The following is a 25,425-nucleotide window of genomic DNA, read 5'->3' as shown; positions in this document are numbered from 1 at the left end:
CCGCATGACAGCCTTTCTGGATTTCGAAAAACCGGTCGCCGCCCTCGATCGCCAGATCACCGAACTGCGCGAGATGGGGAGCGATCCCACGCTCGACATCGACGGCGACATCGCGCGGCTCGAGGCCAAGTCCGCGAAGATGCTGCGCGACATCTATGCCAGGCTGACGCCATGGCAGAAGACGCAGGTCGCGCGCCATCCCGACCGGCCGCATTTCAAACATTATGTCGCGGGCCTGTTCGATGACTGGATGCCGCTCGCCGGCGATCGCAATTTCGGCGACGATCAGGCGATCCTCGGCGGCCTCGCGCGCTTTCGCGGCCGCCGCGTGATGGTGATCGGCCACGAAAAGGGCGACGATATCCCGTCGCGCATGAAGCATAATTTCGGCATGGCGAAGCCCGAAGGCTATCGCAAGGCGATCCGCCTGATGCAGCTGGCCGACCGCTTCGGCTTGCCCGTCGTGACGCTCGTCGACACCTCGGGCGCTTTTCCCGGCATCCAGGCCGAGGAGCGCGGACAGGCCGAGGCGATCGCGCGCTCGACCGAACAATGCCTCGCGCTCGGCGTGCCGATGGTCGCGGCGGTGGTCGGCGAGGGCGGATCGGGCGGGGCGATCGCGCTCGCCGCGGCGAACCGCGTGCTGATGTTCGAAAATGCCGTCTATTCGGTGATCTCGCCCGAAGGCTGCGCCTCGATCCTGTGGCGCACCTCCGACAAGGCGCCCGAAGCCGCGGCGGCGATGAAGATGGCGGCGCAGGATCTGCTCGCGCTCAAGGTGATCGACCGGATCGTGCCCGAGCCGGTGGGCGGTGCCCACCGCGCGCCCGACGTCGCGATCAAGGCGCTGGGCGATGCGATCGCCGAGGAACTCGACGGGCTTTCGGATCTCCCCCGCGATGCGCTGCTGTCGGCGCGCGAAGAGAAATTCCTCGCGATGGGGCGCGGTTAGACTGCGATTCGAAACCTGCGTGCTCCCGCGAAGGCGGGAGTCCATCTCCCGCCGGTGCTATTTCAAACCGACCGGAGATGGGTCCCCGCCTTTGCGGGGACACACAATGATGTGATCGAAGACGATCATGGTGCGGACGGGAACCCGATCGCTTGCGATGGCGTTCCTTTTCAAGCCCCTCCCCTGAAGGGGAGGGGCTTGAAAAGGAAAAGGGAGACGCATTTCATGGCCCGAACGACGATGACGACGGCGCTGGCAATGGCGCTGGCGGGATGTGCGATGGCGGGGAGCGGGGTAAGCGGTCCCGCCGACGCCAGGACCAAGACGATCCGCACCGCGACCAGCATCACTCCCGCCGAACGCCAGCAGGGCGCCGAGGCGCACCCCCAGCTGCTCCAGGAATTCGGCGGCGCCTATGCCGGGCCGCAGACCGCCTATGTCACGCGCGTCGGCCAGACTATCGCCGTCCAGTCGGGCATGTCGAACGCGCGCGGCGACTTCACCGTTACCCTGCTCAATTCGCCGGTGAACAACGCCTTCGCGATTCCCGGCGGCTATGTCTATGTCACGCGCCAGCTGATGGCGCTGATGAACGACGAGGCCGAGCTGGCGGGCGTGCTGGGGCACGAGGTCGGCCATGTCGCCGCGCAGCACAGCAAAAAGCGCCAGTCGGCCGCGACGCGCAACAGCATCCTCGGCGTGCTCGGCGCCGTGCTCGGCAGCGCGATCGGCGGCGAAGGCGGGCTGCTCGGCTCGCTCGGCGGGCTGCTTCAGAATAATGCGATGCAGGTTGCGCAGCTCGCGACGCTCGGCTTTTCGCGGAGCCAGGAACTCGAGGCCGACCAGCTCGGCGTGCAATATCTGAAGAGCGCGGGCTATGATCCGCTGGCGCTGTCGACGATGCTCGCGAGCCTCGCGAACCAGACCGATCTCGAAGCGCGGATCGCCGGCGATGCGCGCTCGATCCCCGAATGGGCGAGCACGCACCCCGACCCGGCTTCGCGCGTGCGCAACGCGCAGCAACTCGCGAGCCGCTATGGAGCCGGCGGCGTTCGCAACGCCGATGCGTTCATGGCCTCGGTGGACGGCGTGCTCTATGGCGACGATCCCGCGCAGGGTGTCGTCGAGGGACGGCAGTTCCTGCATCCCGACTTGCGGCTGGCATTCACGGTGCCCAATGGCTTTGGCATGCAGAACGGAACGACCGCGGTCGACATCAGCGGCAACGGCGGACAGGCGCAATTTTCGACCGGGCGCTACAATGGCGACATGAACGCCTATATCGCATCGGTGCTGAAGGCGATCGGCGGCGACGCCAATCTGACGCCCGGCACGATCCAGCGCACGACGGTGAACGCTATTCCCGCCTATTACACCACCGTCCGCGCCAACAGCCAGTCGGGGCAGGTCGATGTCACCGTCTTCGCCTATGAATTTTCGCGCAGCAGCGCGTTTCATTTCGTCGCGCTGACCAAGGCGGGCGGAGCGGGGACCTTCAACTCGATGTTCGGCAGCCTGCGCCGCCTGAGCGCCAGCGAAGCGGCGGCGATCAAGCCGCGGCGCGTCGATGTGGTAACGGTGAAGAGCGGCGACACGGCTGCGAACCTGTCGCGCCGCATGGCGTACAGCAACTATCAGGTCGAGCGCTTTCAGGTGCTCAACCGGCGTGCCGCCAACGCGCGTTTGATGCCGGGGCAGAAGGTAAAGCTGGTTGTGTACGCGGGGCGGTGATCTTGCTAATCAAGAGGGCGACGAATAAATATTCGCCGCCCTTCGCTGGTGAACGCCTTCGACTATCAAGTCGAGGCGCTGACTGGCGTGATTTGTGTGTCTTATTATTGGACCTTGTTGTTGGCTTCCGACATCTTGGTGTCGACCTTGGTGAAGGTGTTGCTGACACTGTTGCCGACATTGCTGAGCGCGGTGATCGCGGCAACGGCGATGAGCGCGGCGATCAGGCCATATTCGATGGCGGTCGCGGCCTTGGTGTCGCGAACGAACTTCTTGATGAACTTCATGTCTGGTCTCCTGATAAGTCACTTACCCTGTTGACGGTCTGGTCGTGGTCAACGCTGCGGGTCTAAGGCGAATTGGTTTTGAAAAGTTTAATGGACCGAAGCGATAAATCGGCGCTGATGTGCCGGGACCGGACGCTCAGTTTTTGTTCACCGCGTTCGTCGTGGTCGTGGAAACACGATTCCACATGCCCGCGGTCGACTTGCCGACCGACGTCATCGCCGATACGGCGGCCAGAAAGATCAGCGCGATAATCAGCCCATATTCGATGGCCGTTGCGGCCCTGGTCGACCGCAGCAGCCTGAAAAAGATAGACATTGTTCCACCCCTAACAAACTTATAGTTCCCGAGGCGTCCATGGTCGCACAGGAAAGTTAACAATTTGATCGCCCCGCCCCCCGCGAAACCCGCAGAAAACGGCCTGATCGTGGTCGCCGCCGCGCTCGTCGACGGCGATGGGCGGCTGCTCGTCCAGCAACGTCCCGAGGGCAAGGCGATGGCGGGGCTGTGGGAATTTCCCGGCGGCAAGCTGGAGGCGGGCGAGACGCCCGAAGCGGCGCTCGTGCGCGAACTGCACGAGGAGCTCGGGATCGACGTCGAGACCGCCTGCCTTGCCCCCGCCTGCTTCGCCAGCGACCGGATTGGCGATCGGCACCTGCTGCTGCTCGTCTATGCGTGCCGCAAATGGCGCGGCACCCCGCAGCCGATCCATGCGACGGCGTTGCGCTGGGTGCGCCCCGTCGATCTCTACGCGCTCGACATGCCGCCCGCCGACCGGCCGCTGATCGGTCTGCTCGAGGCGCTGATTTGAAGCGTCGTCGCCCCAGCGAAAGCCGGGGCCGCCGGCAAGCTTGCGCTATACCGATAACGGCCCCAGCCTTCGCCGGGGCAAAGATTATTGTTTCGGTTTCAGCGCCTCGGCAAGCGAGGCGGTGCCGCTGCCGCGCCGGGCCGGGCGCGGCTGGTCGGGGTGCGGCGCCCAGCCGCTGAAATGGATCAGCCGCCAGCTTTCGGCGACACGCCCGTCGGGGTCGGCCTGCGCGGCAAAGGCGGCGGCGATCCGCGCCACCTCTTCGCGCGTCAGCGGCGGCGGTGCGGGGGTGAGGCGGCTTGCGAGCCCCGTCGCGCGCAGGTCGCGCACCAGTGCGAACCAGTCGCCGTAGCGCACGGTCAGCGCCTCGACATCGACCACCGGCATGGTGAAGCCGATGCGCTGGAGCAGGTTGCCCATCGCGGAAAGGTCGATCTGCGGGTGCATACGCGCGATCGGGCGCACGCCGTCGGCCATGATCGCACGGCGGTGCCGCGGCAGGCTGCCGTCGCCGACGAAGCTGCCGAGCAACAGGCCGTCGGGGGCAAGCAGCGCGCGCAGGCGGACGAGCGCGCCGGGAACGTCGTTGACGCTGTCGAGGCCGCCGGGCCAGACGATCAGGTCGAAGCTGGCGAACGGCAGGTCCACCGTGTCGGCTTCGGCCTCGATCGCGCCGGTTCGCGCCGCGAGCCGCGGCCCGGCTTCGAGGATCGTTAGGCAGGTTCCGGTCGCCTGCAATGCGCCGGCGAGCGACGCGTCATGCCCGCCGATCAGCAGCGTGCGCGCGAAGTCGCGCGTCACCATCGACAGCCGGTCGAGCAGGGTTTCGGCGACGATCGGCGCTAGAAAGTCGGCGCCGGCGGGCTGCCGTGCAAGGCGATCGCGCTGGGCGCGGTGGCGCGCGGACGAGAAGAGCGGGGCGGGGGAAGCGGCCATCGCGCGCTTGTGCCGTCCCGCATCCTGCTTCACAAGGGTCTCATGGCCAGGGAAGGGGGATTTTCCGCCATGGGCAAGCCCGCGCGGCTGATCGACGGCCTGCGTGAAGCGGCGCGCGCGGTCGTCGACTATGCGCTGCCGCCGCGCTGTCCGGCGTGCGGCACCATCGTAGCCGCCGACCGGCAATTCTGCCTCGACTGCTGGTCGGGGCTGCATTTTCTGGACGGTCCCGCCTGCGCGCTTTGCTCGATTCCATTGCCCGGCGCCGCGGCGGGTGCGGACCTGCAATGCGGCGCCTGCCTTGCGGCTCTCCCGCCGTTCGAAGGCGCGCCGGCGGCAGTGGCCTATGGCAGCGCTGCACGAACGGTGGCGCTTCGCCTCAAATATGGCCGCCGCCTCGGCCATGCGCGATTGATGGCGGGACTGATGCTGCGCCCGCTTCGCGCGCTTGCCGGAGAGGAGGCGACGGAAAAGGCTTTGCTGGTTCCGGTGCCGCTTCACCGTTGGCGGCTTTGGTCGCGCGGCTTCAATCAAGCCGCCCTGATCGCAGGCGAGCTGGCGCGGCTGAGCGGCGTCGCGCACGATCCCCATCTGCTGATGCGGCGCAAGGCGACTCCGTCGCTGCGCGGCAAGGGGCGCCGCGAGCGCGAACGCATCGTCGCGGGTGCTTTTTCGCTGGGGGCGGGTGCCAAGACGCGCTGTCGGGGGCGCCACCTGATCCTCATCGACGATGTCCACGCGAGCGGGGCCACGCTGCGCGCAGCCGCGCGCCTGCTACGCCGCAGCGGCGCCGCGCGCGTGTCGGCGCTGACCTGGGCGCGCGTGGTCCCCGAAGCCATGACGGCGGGCGCGCCATTTGACTTTGCCACGCTGGATTCCGATATGGGTGACGAAAGGATGACAGGATAGCCGCATGGCCAAAATCGAAGTCTATACCAAATTTCTCTGCCCCTATTGCACGCGCGCCAAGGCGCTGCTCGACCGCAAGGGGGTGAATGTCGAGGAAATCGACGTGACGATGGACCGCGCCGGATTCGACGCGATGGTCGAGCGCGCGGGCGGCCGCCGCACGGTCCCGCAGATCTTCATCGACGGCCGGCATATCGGGGGCAGCGACGAGCTTGCCGCGCTCGATGCGAAGGGCGGACTCGATCCGCTGCTCGGAAAGGCTTGACGCTTGATCGTCTTCGATCTTTGCTGCGGCGCGGGCGACCACCGTTTCGAGGCGTGGTTCGCGAGCAGCGAAAGCTTTGCCGATCAGCAGGCGCGCGGGCTGATCGCCTGCCCCGTCTGCGGCGACGACGATGTGCGCAAGGCGGTGATGGCGCCGCGCGTTGGCGCGAAGTCGAACCGGCAAGCGTCCGCGGCTCCCGCGCCCGTGTCCGCCGAAACGCCGAACGCTCCGGTGCCCGAGGCGATCCGCGCCGCACTCGCGGCGATTGCGTCGAAGCAGGCCGAAATGCTGCCGCGCTCGCGCTGGGTCGGCCGCGACTTTGCGGCGGCAGCGCGCGCGATGCACGAGGGCCGGGCGCCCGAGGATATGATCCACGGCCAGACTTCGCCCGAAGAGGCGCAGGCGCTGCATGACGACGGCATCGCCGCAATCCCGCTGCTGGTGCCCTTTGTCCCGCCCGACGCGGTGAACTGATCCGCCGATTGACGCGCGACGCCCGACGCCGCTACACGAACCGCGGCGCGCCCGTAGCTCAGCAGGATAGAGCATCAGATTCCTAATCTGGGGGCCACAGGTTCGAATCCTGTCGGGCGCACCATTTCGGAACAAAGCTGGGCACTGCGCCCGGCTTTGTTTCGGCGACCCCTGCGATCAGCGCTTGCAGCAGATTGCTTTTCGAGCCGAGAATCCGAACTTCATGGGCAGCGACTTCCACCCTTTGCGCCAGCGCGCGGAGGTGATTGCGGCGATAGCCGCCGTTCGCATTTCGCATCCGCTTGCGCGCGGCGCTGGCGAAGTTCGCCAGCATGGCGGGCGCGACCGCCTTCCGGCCCTCAGCGCTGAGCGAAGCCGCCACGCGCTCAGCGTCGGCCTTTGCCTGATCGCGCGTCGCCTTGAGCGTCGCTATGCGCTCCTTGAGAGCTGGGTCGTCCACGTCGGCAATTCCGTTCTCGATAGCGTCGTAGAGCCGCTTCACGCAGCATGGCTTCCTGTTTCAGAAGGAAACCGGGCATCTGAAGGCGAACCCTATCGTTCGCCGGTGTTCCGGAAGGTCCATTGAGGGGGAGGCGGCGATGAGCGCGAAGCGACAGCAGATCGTGCCCGCGGGCACCCAATTTCTCTACGACAGCTATCATTTCGCCCCCGCGACGCGCGTCGGTGTCACGGATCTGGCGGCACCCGAATATAAGGTCGAGGTGCGCGTCGTCGCGGTCGCGGGATCGGGCGCCGAATAGGCCCGCGTTGCGCCCGCTCGCGCCAAAGCCTGCGAACACGGCCTCGATCAGCACGACATCGGCGCCGCCTGCGCGAAGTTCGAGAGCGGTCGACAGTCCGGCGAAACCCCCCGCCGACGATGACGACACCGGCGCCGGCGGGGCCTTCGAGCGGCGGGCGAAGGTCGGCGGGTTCTTCTAACCAGCCGCCGATCGAGCGCCACGCCGCGCGGGTCACGCCCGCACTCGCGCGGCGAGCGCCTGCAGCGCCGCCTTGCGCCCGGCCCGGATCGCTCCGTCCATCGAGCTCGGGTGAAGCTCGGCCATGTCGGTTCCCGACCAGATGACGCGCCCCATCGGCTCGCGCGACGCCGCGCCCCATCGGGTCAGAAAGCCCGGCGGATAGGGCGAGACGCACGACCGCGTCCATTCGTCGACGCTGCCCCAGTCGATCTCGTGATATTTGAGCGGGTGGAGTGCCGCCTCGCCGAGCGCCCGGGCATAGGTCGCGGCGAGCATCGGCCCCGCCTTGGCCGGATCGGCGGGCAGCGCGCCTTCGCGCACGAAGCAGGTGAGGATGCCGACCGACGCATCGGGCGGCGAATTGTCGGCGGACCAGAGCAAAGCGCCGCCGATGTCGAGCACCTGGCCGTTGAACCCGGCATCGCGCCAGAAGGGCCGCGCATAGACATGCACCGCCTTGCGCATCTTCGCGGTGACCGGCCACGCCCGGTGCATCGCGGCGCGCGCGGCGGGGAGGGCGGGGGCGAAGACGATCCTGCTCGCGACCCCCTGGCTCGCGGAAAAGGCCAGCTGCCGCGCGCGAACGATGCCCGTGTCGGTGTGCAGTTCGACGATGTCGCGGTCCCAGCCGACGATCTTTCGCACCGGCGAGGAGAGGCGGATCTTGTCCTGCAATCCCTCGGCCATCTTCTTGCTGAGAATCCACGAGCCGCCGACGAGCCGCTTTTCCTGCGCGCCGCCTTCCATCGCTTCGAGCTTCTGAAGGCTCGACCCGAAGGAATTGATCAGCGTCAGATAGTGGAGCAGCCCCAGCGCTTCGGGCGGGGCGCCATAGGTCAGCGTCGCCGACAGGAAGAAATTGACCTTTTCCTCTTCGCTCGCATCCTGCGAGGCGAGCCAGTCGGCGAGCGACAAGCGGTCCCACTCGGCGGCGTGGCGCGCGGTCCAGGGCGCCGCGCTCGGCACCTGCCGCGCCATCGCGTTGATCCTCTCGACGATCGGGCTGTCGCCGACGATGCCGCCTTCGCCATCCTCCTGCGTAAAGCTCTGATCGCCGACGAAATAGACCGTTTTCCCCTTGTGATAGCTGTCGAAGGTTTCGACCCCCAGCTCGGCGGCGAGGTTGTAGATTTCGGTCTGACCCGGACCGATCCACTGGCCGCCGCCCTCAGAGATTACGCCGTGGCCAATCTCGTGGTTGACCGTTCGGCCGCCGATGCGGTCGCGCGCTTCGAGGATCACGAAGGAATCGAGCCCGGCCCGGCGAAGCTCGCGCCCCGTCGTCAGGCCCGAAAGGCCGGCGCCGACGATCGCCACGTCGAGAACCTAGTCGCTCCCGCCTTTGGGTGCGCGCGCGGCGGCTTCGTTCCCCAGCGCCACGCCGCCGGCGAGGAAGGGGATTGGGATATGAAGGGACTGGACGCCGGTTTGGTCGCGGCGCCCGGCGTCTTTGCCGGGGCGATAACGGCGCTGGCGCAGGACGGTGGCGGCGATGCGGCGGACGACATTGTCGTCACCGAACAGCGCCGGTAGGAGAATTTGCAGAGCGTTCCGGTGTCGATCACCTTCCCGCACGCTGATCAATATCCCTAGGTCGCGGATTTTGGGCGCCGAACTCGAACTGATGCTGGCGGGTCCTGATGGGGAACGGAGAGCCCGCCGGCTGTTGCGGCTCGCGATTCAGGCGATGCCGGGCTTGACCTTCCAATAGGTCGCATAGCGTTCGTGCGCGATGCGGTGATAGGGTATCAGGCGCACCGGCGTCCCGTCCTCGGCCGCCATGCTGAACTCCAGCGGAGCGCTGCCCGGCGTCAACTGCGCCGCGAGCGTTTCGGGATCGCCGGCGATCGCCGGCACCGCCACCTCTCCTCCGTTATATTCGCCATATTTGCGCTCGTTGACGACGATGTCGCCGCCGGGTTCCAGCCCCTGCCGGCCGAGCGCGCCGGCGAGCACGATCGGCCCGTAGGTGAAGGCGACGATGTCGGGCGCGGCCGGCGCGCTTGCGACGGCCGCCTCCATTTCGAGATGCAGTTCAACGCGGTCGTCATCCTGCCACCGCCGCGCGACCTCGATATAGCGGCCGGGCACCAAAGACCGGGCCACCTCCCGCCCGTTCACGAGGACAATGGCCGTCCGGCTCCAGCGCGGATGGCGCAGCTGGAGCGCGATCTCGGCCGGCGCGCGCAGCGTCCATTGCAGGCTGGTCGCCGGCACGTCGGGGAAGCTGGTGCGCTGGACCAGCTGCGCTCCCTTCTCCTTCCACGCCACCGCCGAGGGGATGAAGAGGTTCACATAGAGCGACCGGTCGTCGTGGAAGTAGATGGAATCCCGATATTTGACGTGGTTTTCCATCCCCGTGCCGGTGCAGCACCAGAAGCTGTCCTCCGGCGTGTGATACAGCTTCATATAGCCCGGCCGAGCGCCCTGAAAATAGGTGGCCATCCCGCTATCCGGGTCCTGCGAGGCGAGGATGCCGTTGTAGAGCGTGCGCTCATAATAGTCGGCGTAGTCGGCCTGCGGGTCCTGCATGAACAACAGCCGCGCCAGCTTGAGCATATTATATTGGCAGCAGGTTTCGGACCCCTTGGCCGAGAAGACATGCCGGTCGAAATCGGCCATCGCAAAGAAATGCTCGTTGTCGCCAAACCCGCCGGTGGCGAACGAGCGGGTATGCGCCACGGTGCGGAAAAAGAAGGCCGCCGCCTGCGCATAGCGTTCGTCGCCGGTCTCTTCATAGACGCGCTGAAACCCGACGATCTTGGGCACCTGCGTGTTGGCGTGCAGCCCGTCGAGCAGGTCGCGCCCTTTCACCAGTGGTTCCATCACCGCCTTGTGGGAAAAACGCCCGGCGAGCGTGCGATACTCTTCCTTGCCGGTCATCGCATAGAGATCGGCATAGATTTCGTTCATTCCGCCATGTTCGGTCGCCAGCATCGCTTCGAACTGCGCATCGGTCAAAGCCTTGGTTGCCACGACGCCCCAGTCGGCGAGGCGTATCAGCACTTCGCGCGAGGCGGCGCTGTCGGCGAGCTGCGCGGCGTCGCGCAGCCCCGCATAGAGCTTGTGCAGCGTGTACCAGGGAACGCCGGTGATCCTGTCCCCCCTGATATGCGCCGCCACCAGCGCCGGCCCGTCGGGAAAGGCACAGACCAGCCCCGAACCCGAGGCCTTCTGGCACGCGGCCAACTCCCCGGCGATATAGTCGATCCGCTGCTTGAAGCGCGCGTCCTTGGTGGAACGATAGGCAAATGCGCAGGCGGAGAGATAGTGGCCCAGTGTATGGCCGTGGCAGTTGATGTCCGCCCAGGTCGGCTCCGATTCCCAGCCGCCATAGACCGGCGCTTTCGGCTGCAATCCGGCATTGACGCGGAAATTATGCAGCATCCGGTCGGGCTCAAGCCGCAGCAGATAGGCTTCGGTCATGCGCTGGGCGTGCAGAAACGGGCCCTCGGCCAATGTTACGTCCGCCATATCGAAAGGCCTGAGGCGCGCTGGCTTCGCTTCGGCCGCCGCGGGTCCGACGACCGCCGCATCCGCACGCAGCGGGCCGAGGCCGATCGTCACAGCGGCGATGCCGACGCTCGCAAGGAGATCCCGTCGCGACGGCCGGGTACAAGGAAGAATGTGGGGCAAGGAATCTTCCTTCGCCATGAGGGAGCCAATTCGATCAGCCCCGATGGTAGCTATATACTCCTACAATTTGCAAGCCCCTTGCTGAGGTGATTTGGAAGATGGCCTGTCCGCCTTCCGCTCCCGACGCTCGATCCGATGCCTGCCGGGGCCGGCGAAAACCGCTATCCGATACTGGAAAAGCCGACCGGCCCCCGAATGAGGCTGGCGCCGACCACGCAGACGGCGAGCAGAGCAAATCGCCGGAACCGTTCGCGAACGGTTCCGGCGTTGCTCCCGCAAGGGACATAGGGAGCAAATTTGCGGCTGTCGCGGCGTTCAGGGCCGGGCGACGGTAATGGTCTGCGCTGCGAGTTGCTGACCGGACTGGCGCGCGGCCATGATTTCGCGCCCCGCTTGCCGGCCCTGTTCGAGCGCGGTGTCGAAGCAGCGCGATTCCGCGGTCATGGTGCGGAGCGACTCCTTGTCCAGACGCACGTCGCACACCTGACGGGCGGCGGCCCGCAGGCGGCTGTCGAGACGGGCCATCCCGCTTTCCGAGCTCAGGTTCAGATCGCTATAGTGGACGAGGACGGTTTGGCCTTCGCCTCTCGCCGCGGTGGCGATGATGGGCTGGGCGGCCGCCGGCGTGGCGGCGAGCGACAGGACGGTCAGGCAAATAAGGCGATTCATGGGCTTCCTCCTTTTCAAAGGCCGCGCCGCCCGCAGTCGTCGCGCGGCGGTGGACGAGAAGGACTATGCGGCAGGGCCATGGCGGCGGCCGTGAAAGCAGCGTCAAAACTATATTAAAAGTTCGTCAGTCGGCGATGTCGGGCAATTTTTCGTTCATTTCGCGTGAAATCGGTGGTATTCCGTTTGTCGAAAGCAATATCTGGGCGCGCCGATCCCCGTTGGAGGAGGCACGCCCGTGCATGCGATTCGCGCTATCGGCGCGCAGAGTGATGCGGCCCCGACACCGACATTCCGGTTGCTCGGGGACTTTACCGTCGATCCCCCCGCCTTCGTTCCGCACGGCCGCAAGGCCAGGGCGCTGCTCGCGCGTCTGGCGCTGGCGGACGGTCCGCTTACACGGGACCGGCTGAGCACGCTGTTCTGGAGCCGCCGCGCCGAGACCCAGGCGCACGCCAGCCTGCGCCAGTGCCTGATGGAATTGAAGGCGTGGACGCGCGCCTCGCCCCCGCTCATCCATGCCGATCGCGACACTGTGAGGATAGACCGGGCGCAGGTCGCCGATGACATGTCGTTTCTTCTGGCGGCTTGCGCCGCGGACGACACCGAAAAGGCGCTTCGCTGGTTGCCGGGCGAGGGCGCCGCCCTGCTGGCCGACCTCGGCGGCATCGACGAGGTGTGGGACGACTGGCTGGCCGCCGAACGTGCGCGCCGGCATGAGGGGATCGTCCGCGAGGTGCTGGCGATGGCCGATCGGCTGTTCGACGCCGGCGCAATCGACCAGACGCTGGCGGTGGCCGAGCGAATGACGCGCTTCGATCCGTGTAGCGAACATGCGGCGCGGCTGGTGATGCGCGCACGGTGGCAGGCGGGCGACGACGATGGGGTGCGCCACGCCTGGCAACGGATCGAGGACGCGGTAGCACGCGGGCTCGACGGCAAGCCGTCTCCTGAAACCAGGACGCTCTACAAGAATCTGACGGCGAGCCGCCCGCCACGTCCCGCGCCCTTGGTTCCTGCCTCCATTGTGCCCTTGCGCTCCCGCAATCAGCAGACCGCGCGGCCGGCTGGAAGGCCGTTTGCCGGAAGGGTGGGGGTGCTCGCCGCCGGGATTGTCGCCTTGTCGCTTGTGGGAGCGGATGCGCCGCGAGGCGCGCCGCGCGCCGCGGCATTTGCCGCGCCGGTCGTGCGGATCGAACCGGTCGTCCCGCGCGGTGGAGATGCGCTGGAACAACAGTTCGCCGACGCGCTGGCAGCGGATTTCGTCCGGCTAGCCACCGCGTCGGGCGGGGTGGTGCGGGTGTTGGACGGCCGGACGCGGGGCGATGGCGAGGATTTCATCGTTCGCGTCGCGATTGATCGCGAAGGAAACGCGCTGAGCAGCGAATCGCGCGTCGTCGACGCGGTCGGCGGATCGCTATTGTGGTCGAACCGGCTGTACGAGACGAGGGGCAATCTGACGCTCCTTCGCGAACGGACGGCGGTATCGGTTGCCAACATGGTCGATTGCGGACTGTCGATGAACGGCCGCGATCGCGCGCTCACTACCAATGCCGACCGCCGCGTCCTGGTGTTCGCGATTTGCGATGCCAATCGGCGTGGGGAAATCGCCCGCATGACCGGCCTTCTTGAAGAGATGACACGGCGTTGGCCCGGTGACGCATCGGCATGGGCGTGGCTGGCCCTCGCGCGCGCGATGTATATCGGCGAGAGCGACAAGCGGGGCGAACGGGAACAGCGGCGACAGGCCGCAATTCGCGACGTGCATCGTGCCCTTGCCCTCGATCCTGCCAATGTGCTGGCGCTCGTCGCCTGGTCGTGGACCGGCAGGGGCGAACTGTTTGCGGTCGAGGGGTTGCCGAAGATCGACCGGGCGCTGGCGATCGACCCCGATTTTCCGCCGGCGCTGATGGCGGGCGCGATCGGACTGTTCCAGGCCGGCTTTGTCGGTGCCAGCGTCGATCCGGCGATACGGGCGGCAGAGGCCGATCCAACCTCGATCGCCAAGGCACTTGGAGTGGTGCGGCGATTGGCGGCGGCCGGGCGGCTGAAGGACGCCTCGGATCGTTTCGCCGAAGTGGAGCGCTTGTGGCCGGGGCACCCCGATCTTGCCGAACATCGCCGCCGGCTGGCCGAAGAATATGGCCGGACAGCCGCGGTCGCGCTTTATCGGGCAGCGAAGCCCGACGAGCGGCGGACTTTCGAGATGCTCCTGCTGCACCATATCGCCGACCCGGCCGCCGACCACAGCGCGCTGGACGCGATCGCCGAAGAGGAGTTCGCACGCCATCCCTACATCGCTTATTACCTCGCGGCGCATTATAGCCGGGCTGGCGACATGGCGAAGGCCCTGGCCTGGCTTCATCGCGCGCCGGTGCGCGATACGGCAATGCAATGGTCGTTGCTCTATTGGCCGTCGGTGGCGCCGCTACGCCGCGACCCCCGCTTTTTCGTCAAGATGGCGCAGATCGGCCTGGTCGATTATTGGCGCCGCACCAACCGTTGGCCCGATTTCTGCCGCGAACCGGGGCTGCGCTATGACTGCAGGCAGGAGGCTGCGCGGCTCGTTGCGCTCGGGCGCGCCCTCGGCGACGGGATCGCCTTGAACCGGCGAAGACAGTCGCAAGGCCCGCGGCGCGCTCCATCCTAGGTCACACGCCCGGCATTTCCCACCAGCGCCTTCCGATGGCTCTTTTCTCCCGCGGAATCTGTCCGCCGCGTCCCGGGCACGGCGGACCCGACCGGGACTCCTGCGTCCTGCCCGATCGTCCTACGCCTTTGGGGTCGTTCAGCAGGAAGGAGACGGGACCATGGGCGCGCTATCGATGCCGGAGGGAAGCGACGCCGCGCCTCGTCCCGCTGCGCCGCACGAAGATGGCCGGCCGCCGGCCGCCGGCCTCGCGTTGAACCTGCAATATTGCCGCGCTGGCCTGTTGTCGCTCACCCGGCTGCAACTGGCGCTCGAGCGCGGCGACCGGGTGCAGGCGATGGCCGCCATCGACCATCTGCACGCGCTCGATCTGGAAATGGAGCGCGCGGTCGAGGCGCTGGCTCTGCCCGCGCCTGTGGCATGGCCGGAGGCGATCGGCGGACATCTCAAGGAAGAGAAGATGGCGATCGCTTTTGAAAAGCTCGCGCTGGCGAGCGGGATCAGCGGGCCCAAGCTGACCGCCCGGTCGTCGGCGGCGCCGGGTGTCGACGCGCCGCCGCGCGACAGCCCGCCCGCCGGCCTCGGCGAATGGCCGCCGCCCGAATCGCGAATGGCGCGCCTGTTGCGCCGTCATGTGCCGCGCATCCTGCTTCTCGCCGCGATCGTCGCCGCGACCCTCGCGGCCGTGACGCTGGCGCTATAGGTCGCCCGCGCTACCCGCGCAGATAATCGCGCCACACGGTTTTGCCGATCCGGTCGTAACCGGTCATCGCCGCGATCAGGCGGGCGAGCGAGCCGGTCGCGCACAGCGCCTCGGGCAACAGCGGGTCGCGCATGATGCTGCGGATCGCCTGGCGCCCGAGCGTCAGCGTCTCGGCTGCCGCGGCCTCGATCGGCATCGTGTCGATCCGCCCGGCGCTGCGTTCGAGCATCGTACCGAGTTGTTCGTGCGCTGCGGACAGGCCGGCGCCGTCCCACAGCCGCCGGAACCGGTCTTCGCGGTCGCGGTCCAGTCCGCCCGCTTCGACGACGAGCAGGGATCGTGCCGCGTCGAGCAGCGCGAGGCGGTCGCGCAGCCCGGGGGCGCCGCCGTCGAGATTGTTGGGGCGGACCCACAGATTGACCTCGGCTTCGGCGAATCCTTCGAGCTCGAGCGCGCGGAGCGTGCGGCGCCACGCGGTGCGGTCGGCGCGTTCCTGCGGCCCCGCGAACGCCAGCAGCCAGCGGCCGTCCCATTCGCGGCGGCTGTCGAGCCGCGTTCGCCATCCGAGAATGCGCGCCTTGAGCGGCTCGGCGCGTGCGCCGATCGTGTAGCGCCCGCGCGCGAGCGTGCGCACGCGCCCTTCGGCCTTGAGCCGCGTGAGCGCGGTGCGGATTCCGGGCGCTTCGATCCCGAAGGCGGCGCCGGCGCGGACAAGCTCGGCGGCGGAGAAGGAGGGCGGATCGCCGGTGTCGAGCAGGTCGAGGATCAGCATCCGCGCGCTCATCGGCGCATCGGCGGATTTTGCTATATTGCGTATTTCGTCCATATCAGACAATATATGCAATAAATTTTCATGGAGAGGAAGATGCTGCCGCTAAAAGGCATCACGGTGATCGATCTCACCAGCGTCGTCGCCGGTCCGCTCGCGACGCAGATCATGGCGCAGCAGGGCGCGCGCGTGTGGAAGGTCGAGCCGCCCGAGGGCGACCGCGCCCGGCTGCTCGGCGCGGTCGCGGCGCCGGGGTTCAGTTCGGCGCATGTCGCGCTCAATGCCGGCAAGCAGTCGGTCGCGATCGACCTCGCGCGCGCGGAGGGGCAGGCGCTGCTCCGCCGCCTCGTGCCGCACGCCGACCTGCTCATCCACAATTTCCGCCCGGGGGTGATGGGGCGGCTGGGACTCGGCACCGACGCGCTCCACGCGCTTCGCGCAGACCTCGTGATCGCGCGGATCAGCGGTTTCGGGCAGGAGGGACCGATGGCGGGTGCGCGCGCCTATGATCCGATCGTGCAGGCCGAATCGGGCATGGTGAGCTGGGGCGAAGACGGCCCCGTGCTCGCGCCGCAATGGATCTGCGACAAGACCGCAGGGCTTTATGCGGCGCAGGCGGCGACTGCTGCGCTCGTCGCGCGCGAGCGCAGCGGAAAGGGGGCGGTGGTCGACATCTCGATGCTCGAGGCGGCGGTCGCCTATGGCTGGATCGACCTCCACGGCGATCAGGCCTTTCCCGATAGCCCGTCGCGGATGCCGAATATCGCGGCCGTCTACCGCCCCTGGGCGACCGCCGACGGCTGGGTGGTCGTCGTGATGCTCTCGCAGTCCGAGTTCGAAGGCTGGGCGCGCGCGATCGACGCGCCCGAGCTGCTCGCCGACCCGCGCTTTGCGGATATGACCGCGCGCTTTTTGAACTGGGACGACCTGCGGGCGATTTCGGCGCCGCGCATCGCCGCGCTGACGACCGAAAAAGCGGTGGCGCGGCTGGTCGCCGAGGGCGTGCCGTACGGGGTCGCCAACCGCTCGGGCGCGCTGCCCGGCCATGCGCAGCTCGTTCATGACGATTTCGTCGCGCTGACCGATCATCCGCAGGCGGGGACGGTGCGCCGCACCCGTGCGGTCGCGCGCTTCGACGGCGCAAGGCCGGGACTCGACGCCCATGCGCCGCGCGTCGGCGAACACAGCCGCGCCGTCCTCGCCGACGCCGGGCTCGACCCCGACGAGATCGCTGCTGCCTTTCAAACCGGCGCCGTCCACGCGCCGCAGGAGACCGACTGATGCCCTTCGAAACGCTGTCCTATGCTACCGAAAACCGCGTCGCGACGATCACGCTCGACCGCCCCGGCCATTTCAACGCGATCGCGCATGGTATGCCGCGCGAAATCCGCGCCGCGGTCGAGAAGGCGGAGGCCGATCCCGATGTCCATGTCATCGTCGTGCGCGGGGCGGGGCCGGGCTTTTGCGGCGGATACGACCTCAAACATTATGCCGAGCGCAAGGGCGAGATCAGCGGGTCGCAGGACATGCCGTGGGACCCGACGCTCGATTTCCAGATGATGTGGCGCAACACGCAGGATTTCATGGCGCTGTGGCGCGCGACCAAGCCGACAATCGCGCGCGTTCACGGTGCCGCCGTCGCGGGCGGGTCGGACATCGCGCTGTGCTGCGATTTCCTGATCATGGCCGAGGATGCGCGCATCGGCTATCCTCCCGCGCGCGTCTGGGGCGTGCCGACTCCGGCGATGTGGGTCTATCGGCTGGGGCCGCAGATGGCGAAGCGGATGATGATGACCGGCGATCTGATCGACGGGCGCGAGGCGGAGCGTATCGGCCTTGCACTCGAAGCGGTGCCCGAGGCCGAACTCGACGATGCGGTCGAGCGGCTTGCCGGGCGGCTGCGCGGGGTGCCGAGGAACCAGCTGATGATGACCAAGACCGTGGTCAATCAGGCCTATGACAATATGGGCCTCAACAATACGCAGATGTTCGCGACGCTGTTCGACGGCGTTTCGCGCCATTCGCCCGAGGGCATCTGGTTCCGCGAACGCGCGCAGGAGGTCGGCTTCAAACAGGCGGTCGCCGAGCGCGACAGCGGCGACCCGATCGCGAGCCAGGTGTCGAAGCGCCTGCCCGCCGACGATTGAGGAGAGAGAATATGACCGCGATCCAGCCGATCGACCGCCTCGACACGCATGAGGTGTTCAACCAGCCGCCGCCGTTCGAAAATGTGAATCTGTTCACCGGCGACCGCGCGCTCGTCGATGCGGTGACGCACGCGGGCGCGGGCGAGCATGGCGGGCGGCTGACCGCGCTCGGGCAGCGCTGCGGCTCGGCCGAAGTGATCGAATGGGGCGTCGAGGCGAACCGGCAGGTGCCGGTGCTCGAAACCTTCGACCGCTATGGCCACCGCGTCGACGAGGTGCGCTTTCACCCCGCCTATCACGAATTGATGCGGCTGGGGCTGGGCAGCGGCTTCGCGGCGTCGGCGTGGGACGGCAGCGCGCGCGGCCATGCCCTCCACGCCGCGATCCTCTTCCTTACCGGGCAGGCCGACTCGGGCACGAGCTGTCCGATGACGATGACCTATGCCGCGGTGCCCGCGCTGCGCGCCGAGGCGGCGGTCGCCGATGTCTGGGTGCCGCGCATCACGAGCGGCCGCTACGATCCCGCATTCCGCCCGGCGGCGGAAAAGGCCGGCGTCACCATCGGCATGGCGATGACCGAGAAACAGGGCGGCAGCGACGTGCGCGCCAACACCACGCGCGCGGTGCCGACTGGCGAGGAGGGCTGGTACAGCCTGACCGGGCATAAATGGTTCTGCTCGGCGCCGATGTGCGATGCGTTCCTGACGCTCGCCTATGCCGAGGGCGGCCTCACCTGTTTCCTCGTGCCGCGCTGGCTCCCCGACGGGACGCGCAACGCGGGGTTCCGCGTGATGCGTTTGAAGGACAAGATGGGCGACCGCTCGAACGCCTCATCGGAAATCGAATATCATGGCGCGCTCGCGCAGCGGCTGGGGCCGGAGGGGCGCGGGGTCGCGACGATCATCCAGATGGTGCAGCACACGCGGCTCGATTGCGTGATCGGATCGGCGCAGCAGATGCGCGGCGCGCTCGCGCAGGCGCTATGGCATACGGCGCATCGCTCGGCGTTCCAGAAGCGGCTGGTCGACCAGCCGGCGATGGCGGCGGTGCTCGCCGACCTGGCGGTCGAAAGCGAGGCGGCGACCGCGCTCGGCTTCCGGCTCGCGCAGGCGTTCGACGAAGGCGAGCCGCTCGCGCGGCTGCTCACCCCGGTCGCCAAATATTGGGTGTGCAAGCGCGCGCCGGGCCTCGTCTACGAGGCGATGGAGGCGCATGGCGGCGCGGGCTATGTCGAGGCGGGGCCGATGCCGCGGCTGTTCCGCCAGTCGCCGCTCAATGCGATCTGGGAAGGGTCGGGCAATGTCATCGCGCTCGACGTGCTGCGTGCGATCGCGCGCGAGCCCGAGGGGGTGGAGGCTTTGCAGGCCTTCCTCGCCGCGCAACGCGGCCGCGACGCCGCCTATGATGCGTGGATCGAGGGTATCGACCCGGCGCGCGTACAGGAAAGCACCGCACGGCTGTTCGTCGAGCGCGTCGCGCTGGCGGCGCAGGCGGCGGTGCTGCTCGCGCAGGACAATCCGCTCGCCGAAGCCTTCTGCCGTCTGCGGCTCGCCCCACGCGGCAGCGCCTATGGCGCCTTCGACGCGGCGGTCGATACGCGCGCGATCATCGACCGCGCGATGCCCGCGGCATGAGCGTCCATGTCGCGAACGACGGCGCGGTCCGCACCGTCACCATCGACCGGCCCGAATGCCGCAATGCCGTCGATCCGGCGACCGCCGATGCCTTGCGGCAGGCCTTCGCCGATTTCGAGGCCGACGACAGCGCCGCGGTCGCGGTGCTCACCGGCGCGGGGGGCCATTTCTGCGCCGGTTTCGACCTCAAGGCCGTCGGATCGGGCGAGGACCGCTATGAGCCCGAGGGCGTCGGGCCGATGGGGCCGACGCGGATGCTGCTGTCGAAACCGGTGATCGCCGCGGTCGAGGGCTATGCGGTCGCGGGCGGGCTCGAACTCGCGCTGTGGTGCGACCTGCGCGTCGCCTCGCGCAGCGCGATCTTCGGCGTCTTCTGCCGCCGCTGGGGGGTGCCGCTGATCGACGGCGGCACCGTCCGCCTGCCGCGCATTGTCGGACAGGGCCGCGCGCTCGACATGATATTGACCGGGCGGCCGGTCGATGCCGCCGAGGCGATGGCGATCGGGCTCGCGAGCCGCCTCGCGCCCGAAGGCGGTGCGCTCGCGGCGGCGCAGGCGCTCGCCGCCGAAATCGCGCGCTTCCCCGCGCTCTGCATGAAGACCGATCGCATGTCGGCCTATCGCCAGTGGGATTTCGATCTCGCCGAAGCGCTGCGCTTCGAGGGGCGCGAGGGCGCGAAGCCGCTCAAAGCCGAAGCGTCGGCGGGTGCGGGCCGCTTTGCCGAAGGCGCCGGGCGCGGCGGGCGGTTCGAATAGGACGTCAATCGGGGGCTCGGCCCAGGATCGTGACGGCGGGCCAGACGCCGCCGGTCTCGACGCTTGCCTCGACGCCATAGACGGTGCGCAACAGCGCCGGGGTCAGCACTGCGGCGGGCGGCCCGTCGGCGGCGATGCGGCCCGCATCGACGATGAGCAGCCGGTCGCAATAGCGCGCCGCCATCGTCAAATCGTGGAGCACCGCGATCACCAGTGCGCCCGCCGAGGCTTCGGCGTGCAGCAGCTCCATCACGTCGATCTGGTGCCCGGGGTCGAGGCTGGCAAGCGGCTCGTCGGCGATCAGCGCCGGCGCCTCGACAGCAAGCGCGCGCGCCAGCAGTGCGCGGGCGCGTTCGCCGCCCGACAATTCGGTGGCGTCGCGATGGCGCAGATCGAGGACGTCGGCGCGCGCCATTGCCCGTTCGATCGCGCGCCGGTCGGCGGCGCCGACGCGCGACATCGGCGCAAGGTGCGGCAGCCGCCCCAGCTCGACCAGCCGCTCGACGGTGAGCGGCCAGTGCAGCGACTGCCCCTGCGGCAGATAGGCGATGCGCTTCGCGAGTTCGCGGCGGGGCAGGGTGGCGGGCGCCACGCCGTCGATCTCGATCCGGCCCTCTGTCGGAACGAGCGCGAGCATCGCGCGCGCGAGCGTCGACTTGCCCGCGCCGTTCGGCCCGACGATGCCGATCAGCGAGCCGGGGGCGAATTGCGCGTCGATTCCGCTGAGGACGCGGCGCCGGCCGAGCGTCACGCCGACATCCGAAAGGGTCAGCATCACCATAGCCGGCGCTCGCGCATCAGGTGGATCAGAAACACCGGCACGCCCAGAAAGGCGGTGACGACGCCCAGCTTGAGCTCGTTGGTCGATGCGATGGTGCGCACGCCGATGTCGGCGAACGTGAGCAGCGCGGCGCCGCCAAGCGCCGAAGGGAGGAGGATCGCCGAGGGGCTGCGGTCGGTGAAGGGGCGGACGAGATGCGGGACGATCAGTCCGACGAAGCCGATCGCGCCCGACACCGCGACCGCGCCGCCGACCCCGATCGCGGTGCCGAGCAGCAGGCGCAGCCGCGTGCGCCGCAGATCGACGCCGAGCGCCTGCGCGCCGTCCTCGCCGAGCGTCAGCGCGTCGAGGTCGCGCCCGCCCCACAGCAGCAGGCCGCCGCCGACGGCGATGCAGGGGAGGGCGATCCACAGATGCGCGAAGGACCGGTTTTCGAGGCTTCCGAGCAGCCAGGTCATGATCTCCATCGCTGCGAAGGGATTGGGCGCGAGGTTGAGCGCCAGGCTGATCCCCGCCCCCGCGAGCGTCGCGATGGCGATCCCGGCGAGGATGAGCGTCAGCGGGCTTTCCGAGCGTCCGGCGAGCAGGAACAGCAGGGTGAGGGCAATGATCGTGCTGCCGATCGAAAGCAGCGGCAGCATCAGCGGGTGGAGCGCCGCAAGCCCGAAATAGAGCGCCGCGACCGCGCCGAGCGCCGCGGCGTTCGAGGCGCCGAGCACCGACGGTTCGGCGAGCGGATTGCGCAAATAGCCCTGCAGTGCGGCGCCCGACAGCCCGAGCATCGCGCCGACGCCAAGCGCGAGCAAGGTGCGCGGCAGGCGCAGCTCGAACAGGATGACTTGCGACACATGATCGCCGTTCCCCAGCGTCGCGGCGAGCAGCCGCCCGGCCGAAAGCTCGACCGGGCCGAAGCGCAGCGATGCGATCGCGGCCGCGAGCATCAGCGCCATGAGCGCGGCGAGCAGAACCGATCGAGGCGGCGCGGCGCGCATCAATGCCGCGCTCCGTCGATGCGCGCGATCTGCGCCGCGATACTCCGCGCCGCCTCGACATAGGCGGGGCCGCCGCACACGGTCGACGCCTGCGCGACACCGATGCGCGGGATGCCGGCGAGCGCGGGATGGTGCAGCATTTCGCTGCCCTGGTCGTCAATCCGGTCGGTCGCGCGCTCGACGATCAGGAAATCGGGCTGCGCCGCGACCATTTCCTCGAGGCTGACCTGCGACAAGGGCGGCTTGCCGAGCTTCGTCGCCAGATTGACGAGGCCAAGCCGCCGCATCATCGCATCGACCAGCGTTCCCGCGCCGGTCATATAACCGCGCCGCTGATAATAGGCCGCGACGCGCCCGCGCCCGGGGCGGGGCAGGGCGGCGAGGTCGCTTTCCATCTGCGCGACGAGCGATTCGCCGCGCGCAGGGTGGCCGACCGCCGCCGCCGTCTGGCGGATCGTCGCGTAAATCTGCGCGGGACCGTTCGCGATGGCGACATCGAGCAGCCGGTGATTTTCATGGGGCAGCGCGGCGAGCGCCGGGCTGCCGGTCGCCGGCATACCGACGATCAGATCGGGGTCGATCGCCAATATCTGCTCGGCCGAATTGCGCAGGATCGGCAGGCCGCGCGCGCGCGCGGCTTCGGCCGACATGCCGGGGTCGGCGGCGTTGATCGTCAGTCCCGCGATCTGGCGCCGATCGGCGAGCGCGAGGACGAGCTGGTCGGTGCACAGGTTGATCGACACGATGCGCTGCGGGGTGGCGGGCGCCGTTGCCGGCCGTCCCGTCCCCGTCGCCGCCCACAACGCGCCCGCGCCGCCAAGCAGCGACAGGGCGAGAAGGAGCGGGCGCCTGTTCACCGACCGGCCATCAGAAATTGACCCGCACGCCGCCATAGGCGGCGCGGCCGGCGCCGCGATAGGAGAAGATTTCCTCATAGTCGGTGTCGAGCAGATTCTCGACGCGCCCGAACAGTGCGACGCGCGGCGACAGGCGATAATCGGCGCCGAGATTGACGAGCACATAGTCGCGCAGCGTCACCGTGATCGGAACATAACTCGGATCGATATAGGCCGCGTCGGTCATTGCCCCGTTGTAGCGCAGGGTCAGCGTTCCCGAGAAGCGCTGGTCGGCGCTGAAGATCGTCGTGTTGAGGCTGCCCATATGGCGCGGACGCCGCACTTCGCGCACGCCATTTTCCTCCGACTTCAGCCACGTATAGGCGAGATCGAAGCGGATCTGCGGAATCGGCCGCGCGCTGGCAAAGGCCTCGATCCCGTGCTGCTTGCTGTCGGTCGTGCGGTTGGCGGGGGTCGCGACATAGTCGGGCGCTGGATAGTCGGTGAAAATCTCGTCGGTCAGCTTGGCATCGAAATATGTCGCGCCGATCGTCCCCCACTCGTCCGTGCCAAAGCTCTGCTCGATCCCGGCTTCCCACCCCTTCGATTTTTCGGGCTTCAGGTCCGGATTGCCGATGTAGCGCCCGTCCGAATAGCCATAGAGTTCGAAATAGCCCGGATTCTTCACACCGGTGCCATAGGCGGCGCGCAGCCGCGTGCCGGTGGGCAGGCGATAGCTGCCCTGCAGGCGCCACGTCGTCGCATCGTCGAAGCGGTCATTGTCGTCGTAACGCACCGACGCGCCGAGCGAGAGGTCTCCCGCGAGCAATTCATATTGGCCGACGAAGCCGACATTGTCGGTGTGGCGCTTGCCCTGAAAGGCGAAGGCCGAGGGCGTGATATTCTGGAAATTCTCGCGCTCGACATCGACCGCGCCGGTCAGGCGATGGGTCACGGCTTCGGTGCCGAGGCTTAGGCTCGAGGTGAAGCTGCCCTTGTAGCGCTGCCCCTTGTCGCCATAGTCGAGTCCCGCGGGCGTGAAACTCTTGCGCGTCGTATCGGCGAACTGCCCCGACAATGTGCTCACCCAGCGTCCGTCGAGGGCACTGAACTGGGCCGAGAGCAAGCCGTAGAAGGCCTCGTTGCGCGAATGAACGCCGGGGCTGTCGATGATGAAGCCGAACGCGGGGCTCGCAGGGTCATTGTCGGTCTGATTGGTTTCGGCGTCGGTATAGCTGTAGCGCAGAACGCCGCTGAGCTTGAATGCATCGCTGGGCGTCCAGTTCAGCTTGGCGGTGGCGCCGACGCTGTCCGAACCGATGTCGCGCGTGCCGCCGCGGGCGGTCGCATAGCCCTGCGTGCCATAATAGCTCGCCGACAGCGCATAGTCGAAGTCGCCCGACGCGCCGGCGGCGCGCGCGCCGCCGCTGATCGTGCCGAAGCTGCCGCCCTCGATCCGCGCCGCATAGCCCGGCGCTTCGTGGCCCGACAGAGTGATATAGTTGATCACCCCGCCGATCGCGTCGGAGCCGTAGAGCGAGCTTTGCTGCCCGCGCAGCACCTCGATCCGCGCGGCCGGATCGGCGATCAGCGTGCCGAAATCATATTCGCCCTGATAGGGATCGGACACTTCGATCCCGTCGATCAGCACGAGCACATGATTGCTCTCGCTGCCGCGGATGCGGATCTGGGTCAGCCCGCCGACCCCGCCCGAGCGGTTCACCGCGACGCCCGGGACGTCGCGCAGCACGTCGGAAACGATCCGCGTCTGTCGCGTTTCGAGCGCTTCGGCGTCGAGCACCGTCACCGACGCGCCGAGCTGACCCGCGCGCACGCCTTCGCCCGAGCGCGAGGCGGTGACGACGATCTGGTCGCCCGGCGCGTCCGGCGACGTGTCGGGCGTCTGGGCAAGGGCAGGGGTCGCGGCGATCAGCGCGACCGAGGAAACAAGCGAATGTCTGAACATAAAAGGCTCCGCACGCCGGCAACGAAGGCTGGAGCCTGCCGATGCGCGCGGGGCGATCGACCGGTGCGGTGAAGCAAGGCTGGCGTCGTCGCCCGCATCCCCCGCGCCGAGGCGGCTCCGGCCGCCTGGTCGTCGCTCGACGGAAACCTCCGTGCCCTGGCCATTCCCTGGACCCGAGCATTGAGCGACCCACGCCGGCAGGTCTCCTGGCTCGCGGGTCGTCGCTCGATGCACGCCTTCCCGGGATATTCATCCCAGTGGCTGTTCCGGCGGGGCCGGAACGGTGCATCGCGCTCTCCGCTTACAGTTGCAGGGACAGCCGCGGATTCGATCGCCCGTTGCCGGTCGATCTCACCGCGTTCCCTTTTAAGCCCCTTGCGGGGCACCGGCGCGATCTTGCGGGGGGCAAACCCCCGCGCCGCCGCCCATAGCGAAATGGCGGTCCGGTGCAATCGGCTTTTGCGTCCGACCGCTACCGCGGTCCCGGCAGCCGCCTGCCGCCCTTCGATGATTGACACCGGTTACCATGCTCTGTATCGAGGCA

25 protein-coding genes, 1 tRNA gene and 1 riboswitch are annotated in these 25,425 nt (G+C 68.2%); of the genes, 14 read left to right on the top strand and 12 right to left on the bottom strand.

Going from position 1 to position 25,425, the window contains the following annotated elements:
- Positions 1–4 precede the first annotated feature (4 nt).
- Together KNJ79_RS12585 and KNJ79_RS12580 are read left to right on the top strand one after the other, a co-directional pair.
- Positions 5–952 carry an acetyl-CoA carboxylase carboxyltransferase subunit alpha gene (locus KNJ79_RS12585; protein WP_317151316.1) on the top strand — a complete coding sequence of 316 codons (948 nt, stop codon included), beginning with the start codon at positions 5–7 and terminating at the stop codon, positions 950–952.
- Between the two features lie 225 nt (positions 953–1,177).
- Complete coding sequence (locus KNJ79_RS12580; RefSeq protein ID WP_394357123.1) at positions 1,178–2,683, top strand: M48 family metalloprotease; 1,506 nt, start codon at positions 1,178–1,180, stop codon at positions 2,681–2,683.
- A 104-nt stretch (positions 2,684–2,787) separates the two neighbouring features.
- Here KNJ79_RS12580 and KNJ79_RS12575 read toward each other — a convergent pair whose 3' ends face one another.
- Both KNJ79_RS12575 and KNJ79_RS12570 read right to left on the bottom strand, forming a co-directional pair.
- Complete coding sequence (locus KNJ79_RS12575; protein ID WP_317151315.1) at positions 2,788–2,970, bottom strand: Flp family type IVb pilin; 183 nt, start codon at positions 2,968–2,970, stop codon at positions 2,788–2,790.
- 136 nt (positions 2,971–3,106) lie between these two features.
- Positions 3,107–3,286 carry a Flp family type IVb pilin gene (locus KNJ79_RS12570; RefSeq protein ID WP_317151314.1) on the bottom strand — a complete coding sequence of 60 codons (180 nt, stop codon included), beginning with the start codon at positions 3,284–3,286 and terminating at the stop codon, positions 3,107–3,109.
- A 64-nt stretch (positions 3,287–3,350) separates the two neighbouring features.
- Here KNJ79_RS12570 and KNJ79_RS12565 point away from each other — a divergent pair, with 64 nt between their 5' ends.
- Positions 3,351–3,779, top strand: a complete 429-nt coding sequence (locus KNJ79_RS12565) for a (deoxy)nucleoside triphosphate pyrophosphohydrolase (RefSeq protein ID WP_317151313.1) — start codon at positions 3,351–3,353, stop codon at positions 3,777–3,779.
- 84 nt (positions 3,780–3,863) lie between these two features.
- Here KNJ79_RS12565 and KNJ79_RS12560 read toward each other — a convergent pair whose 3' ends face one another.
- On the bottom strand, positions 3,864–4,715 hold the full coding sequence (locus KNJ79_RS12560; protein ID WP_317151312.1) for a methyltransferase domain-containing protein: 852 nt from the start codon (positions 4,713–4,715) through the stop codon (positions 3,864–3,866).
- Between the two features lie 69 nt (positions 4,716–4,784).
- Here KNJ79_RS12560 and KNJ79_RS12555 point away from each other — a divergent pair, with 69 nt between their 5' ends.
- From KNJ79_RS12555 to KNJ79_RS12540, 4 genes are all read left to right on the top strand, one after another.
- Positions 4,785–5,624, top strand: a complete 840-nt coding sequence (locus KNJ79_RS12555; RefSeq protein ID WP_089216407.1) for a double zinc ribbon domain-containing protein — start codon at positions 4,785–4,787, stop codon at positions 5,622–5,624.
- A gap of 4 nt (positions 5,625–5,628) precedes the next feature.
- Entirely contained in the window at positions 5,629–5,889 is a 261-nt protein-coding gene (grxC, locus tag KNJ79_RS12550; RefSeq protein ID WP_089216408.1) for a glutaredoxin 3, read from the top strand.
- A gap of 3 nt (positions 5,890–5,892) precedes the next feature.
- Positions 5,893–6,363, top strand: a complete 471-nt coding sequence (locus KNJ79_RS12545; RefSeq protein ID WP_317151311.1) for a DUF1178 family protein — start codon at positions 5,893–5,895, stop codon at positions 6,361–6,363.
- A 47-nt stretch (positions 6,364–6,410) separates the two neighbouring features.
- Positions 6,411–6,487, top strand: a tRNA-Arg gene (locus tag KNJ79_RS12540).
- 262 nt (positions 6,488–6,749) lie between these two features.
- Here the strand turns inward: KNJ79_RS12540 and KNJ79_RS12535 are convergent.
- Together KNJ79_RS12535 and KNJ79_RS12530 are read right to left on the bottom strand one after the other, a co-directional pair.
- A complete protein-coding gene (locus KNJ79_RS12535) occupies positions 6,750–7,178 on the bottom strand; it encodes a hypothetical protein (protein WP_317151310.1) in 429 nt (142 codons plus the stop codon).
- 159 nt (positions 7,179–7,337) lie between these two features.
- Complete coding sequence (locus KNJ79_RS12530; protein ID WP_317151309.1) at positions 7,338–8,663, bottom strand: flavin monoamine oxidase family protein; 1,326 nt, start codon at positions 8,661–8,663, stop codon at positions 7,338–7,340.
- 90 nt (positions 8,664–8,753) lie between these two features.
- On the opposite strand from KNJ79_RS12530, the gene KNJ79_RS12525 reads away from it, so the two are divergent.
- A complete protein-coding gene (locus tag KNJ79_RS12525) occupies positions 8,754–8,879 on the top strand; it encodes a hypothetical protein (protein WP_317151308.1) in 126 nt (41 codons plus the stop codon).
- A gap of 147 nt (positions 8,880–9,026) precedes the next feature.
- Here KNJ79_RS12525 and KNJ79_RS12520 read toward each other — a convergent pair whose 3' ends face one another.
- Positions 9,027–10,820 (bottom strand): glycoside hydrolase family 127 protein, encoded by a 1,794-nt coding sequence (locus KNJ79_RS12520; protein WP_317153917.1) that lies wholly within the window; start codon positions 10,818–10,820, stop codon positions 9,027–9,029.
- A 477-nt stretch (positions 10,821–11,297) separates the two neighbouring features.
- On the bottom strand, positions 11,298–11,651 hold the full coding sequence (locus KNJ79_RS12515) for a UrcA family protein (protein ID WP_089216412.1): 354 nt from the start codon (positions 11,649–11,651) through the stop codon (positions 11,298–11,300).
- A gap of 235 nt (positions 11,652–11,886) precedes the next feature.
- Here KNJ79_RS12515 and KNJ79_RS12510 point away from each other — a divergent pair, with 235 nt between their 5' ends.
- A complete protein-coding gene (locus KNJ79_RS12510; protein WP_317151307.1) occupies positions 11,887–14,298 on the top strand; it encodes a BTAD domain-containing putative transcriptional regulator in 2,412 nt (803 codons plus the stop codon).
- A gap of 160 nt (positions 14,299–14,458) precedes the next feature.
- Entirely contained in the window at positions 14,459–15,001 is a 543-nt protein-coding gene (locus KNJ79_RS12505; protein ID WP_089216414.1) for a hypothetical protein, read from the top strand.
- 10 nt (positions 15,002–15,011) lie between these two features.
- Here KNJ79_RS12505 and KNJ79_RS12500 read toward each other — a convergent pair whose 3' ends face one another.
- Positions 15,012–15,827, bottom strand: coding sequence for a hypothetical protein (locus tag KNJ79_RS12500; protein WP_317151306.1), 816 nt, complete (start codon positions 15,825–15,827; stop codon positions 15,012–15,014).
- A 39-nt stretch (positions 15,828–15,866) separates the two neighbouring features.
- On the opposite strand from KNJ79_RS12500, the gene KNJ79_RS12495 reads away from it, so the two are divergent.
- From KNJ79_RS12495 to KNJ79_RS12480, 4 genes are read left to right on the top strand one after another with little or no spacing between them, the layout of a single operon-like run.
- Complete coding sequence (locus KNJ79_RS12495) at positions 15,867–17,051, top strand: CaiB/BaiF CoA transferase family protein (RefSeq protein WP_317151305.1); 1,185 nt, start codon at positions 15,867–15,869, stop codon at positions 17,049–17,051.
- On the top strand, positions 17,051–17,917 hold the full coding sequence (locus tag KNJ79_RS12490) for a crotonase/enoyl-CoA hydratase family protein (protein WP_089216416.1): 867 nt from the start codon (positions 17,051–17,053) through the stop codon (positions 17,915–17,917). Before KNJ79_RS12495 ends, KNJ79_RS12490 begins: the two co-directional genes overlap by 1 nt.
- Positions 17,918–17,928: 11 nt before the next feature.
- Positions 17,929–19,551 carry an acyl-CoA dehydrogenase family protein gene (locus KNJ79_RS12485; protein ID WP_317151304.1) on the top strand — a complete coding sequence of 541 codons (1,623 nt, stop codon included), beginning with the start codon at positions 17,929–17,931 and terminating at the stop codon, positions 19,549–19,551.
- Complete coding sequence (locus KNJ79_RS12480; RefSeq protein WP_317151303.1) at positions 19,548–20,306, top strand: crotonase/enoyl-CoA hydratase family protein; 759 nt, start codon at positions 19,548–19,550, stop codon at positions 20,304–20,306. The genes KNJ79_RS12485 and KNJ79_RS12480 overlap by 4 nt, the downstream gene beginning before the upstream one ends.
- 4 nt (positions 20,307–20,310) lie before the next feature.
- Here KNJ79_RS12480 and KNJ79_RS12475 read toward each other — a convergent pair whose 3' ends face one another.
- The 4 genes from KNJ79_RS12475 to KNJ79_RS12460 are packed head-to-tail and all read right to left on the bottom strand — an operon-like array spanning position 20,311 to position 24,881.
- Entirely contained in the window at positions 20,311–21,087 is a 777-nt protein-coding gene (locus tag KNJ79_RS12475; protein ID WP_317151302.1) for an ABC transporter ATP-binding protein, read from the bottom strand.
- Positions 21,081–22,079, bottom strand: a complete 999-nt coding sequence (locus KNJ79_RS12470; protein ID WP_317153916.1) for a FecCD family ABC transporter permease — start codon at positions 22,077–22,079, stop codon at positions 21,081–21,083. Before KNJ79_RS12470 ends, KNJ79_RS12475 begins: the two co-directional genes overlap by 7 nt.
- Positions 22,079–22,936: an ABC transporter substrate-binding protein gene (locus KNJ79_RS12465; RefSeq protein ID WP_317151301.1), complete on the bottom strand. Its 858-nt coding sequence runs from the start codon at positions 22,934–22,936 to the stop codon at positions 22,079–22,081. The genes KNJ79_RS12470 and KNJ79_RS12465 overlap by 1 nt, the downstream gene beginning before the upstream one ends.
- 10 nt (positions 22,937–22,946) lie before the next feature.
- Positions 22,947–24,881, bottom strand: a complete 1,935-nt coding sequence (locus KNJ79_RS12460) for a TonB-dependent receptor plug domain-containing protein (RefSeq protein WP_317151300.1) — start codon at positions 24,879–24,881, stop codon at positions 22,947–22,949.
- Positions 24,882–25,060: 179 nt separating this feature from the next.
- Positions 25,061–25,285, bottom strand: a riboswitch (cobalamin riboswitch).
- Between the last annotated feature and the right edge of the window lie 140 nt (positions 25,286–25,425).

This window comes from Sphingopyxis indica, assembly GCF_032879645.1.
GTDB lineage: Bacteria > Pseudomonadota > Alphaproteobacteria > Sphingomonadales > Sphingomonadaceae > Sphingopyxis > Sphingopyxis indica.
The sequence above is the reverse complement of the archived record's forward strand: the minus strand, read 5'-3'. Positions and strand labels throughout refer to the sequence as shown.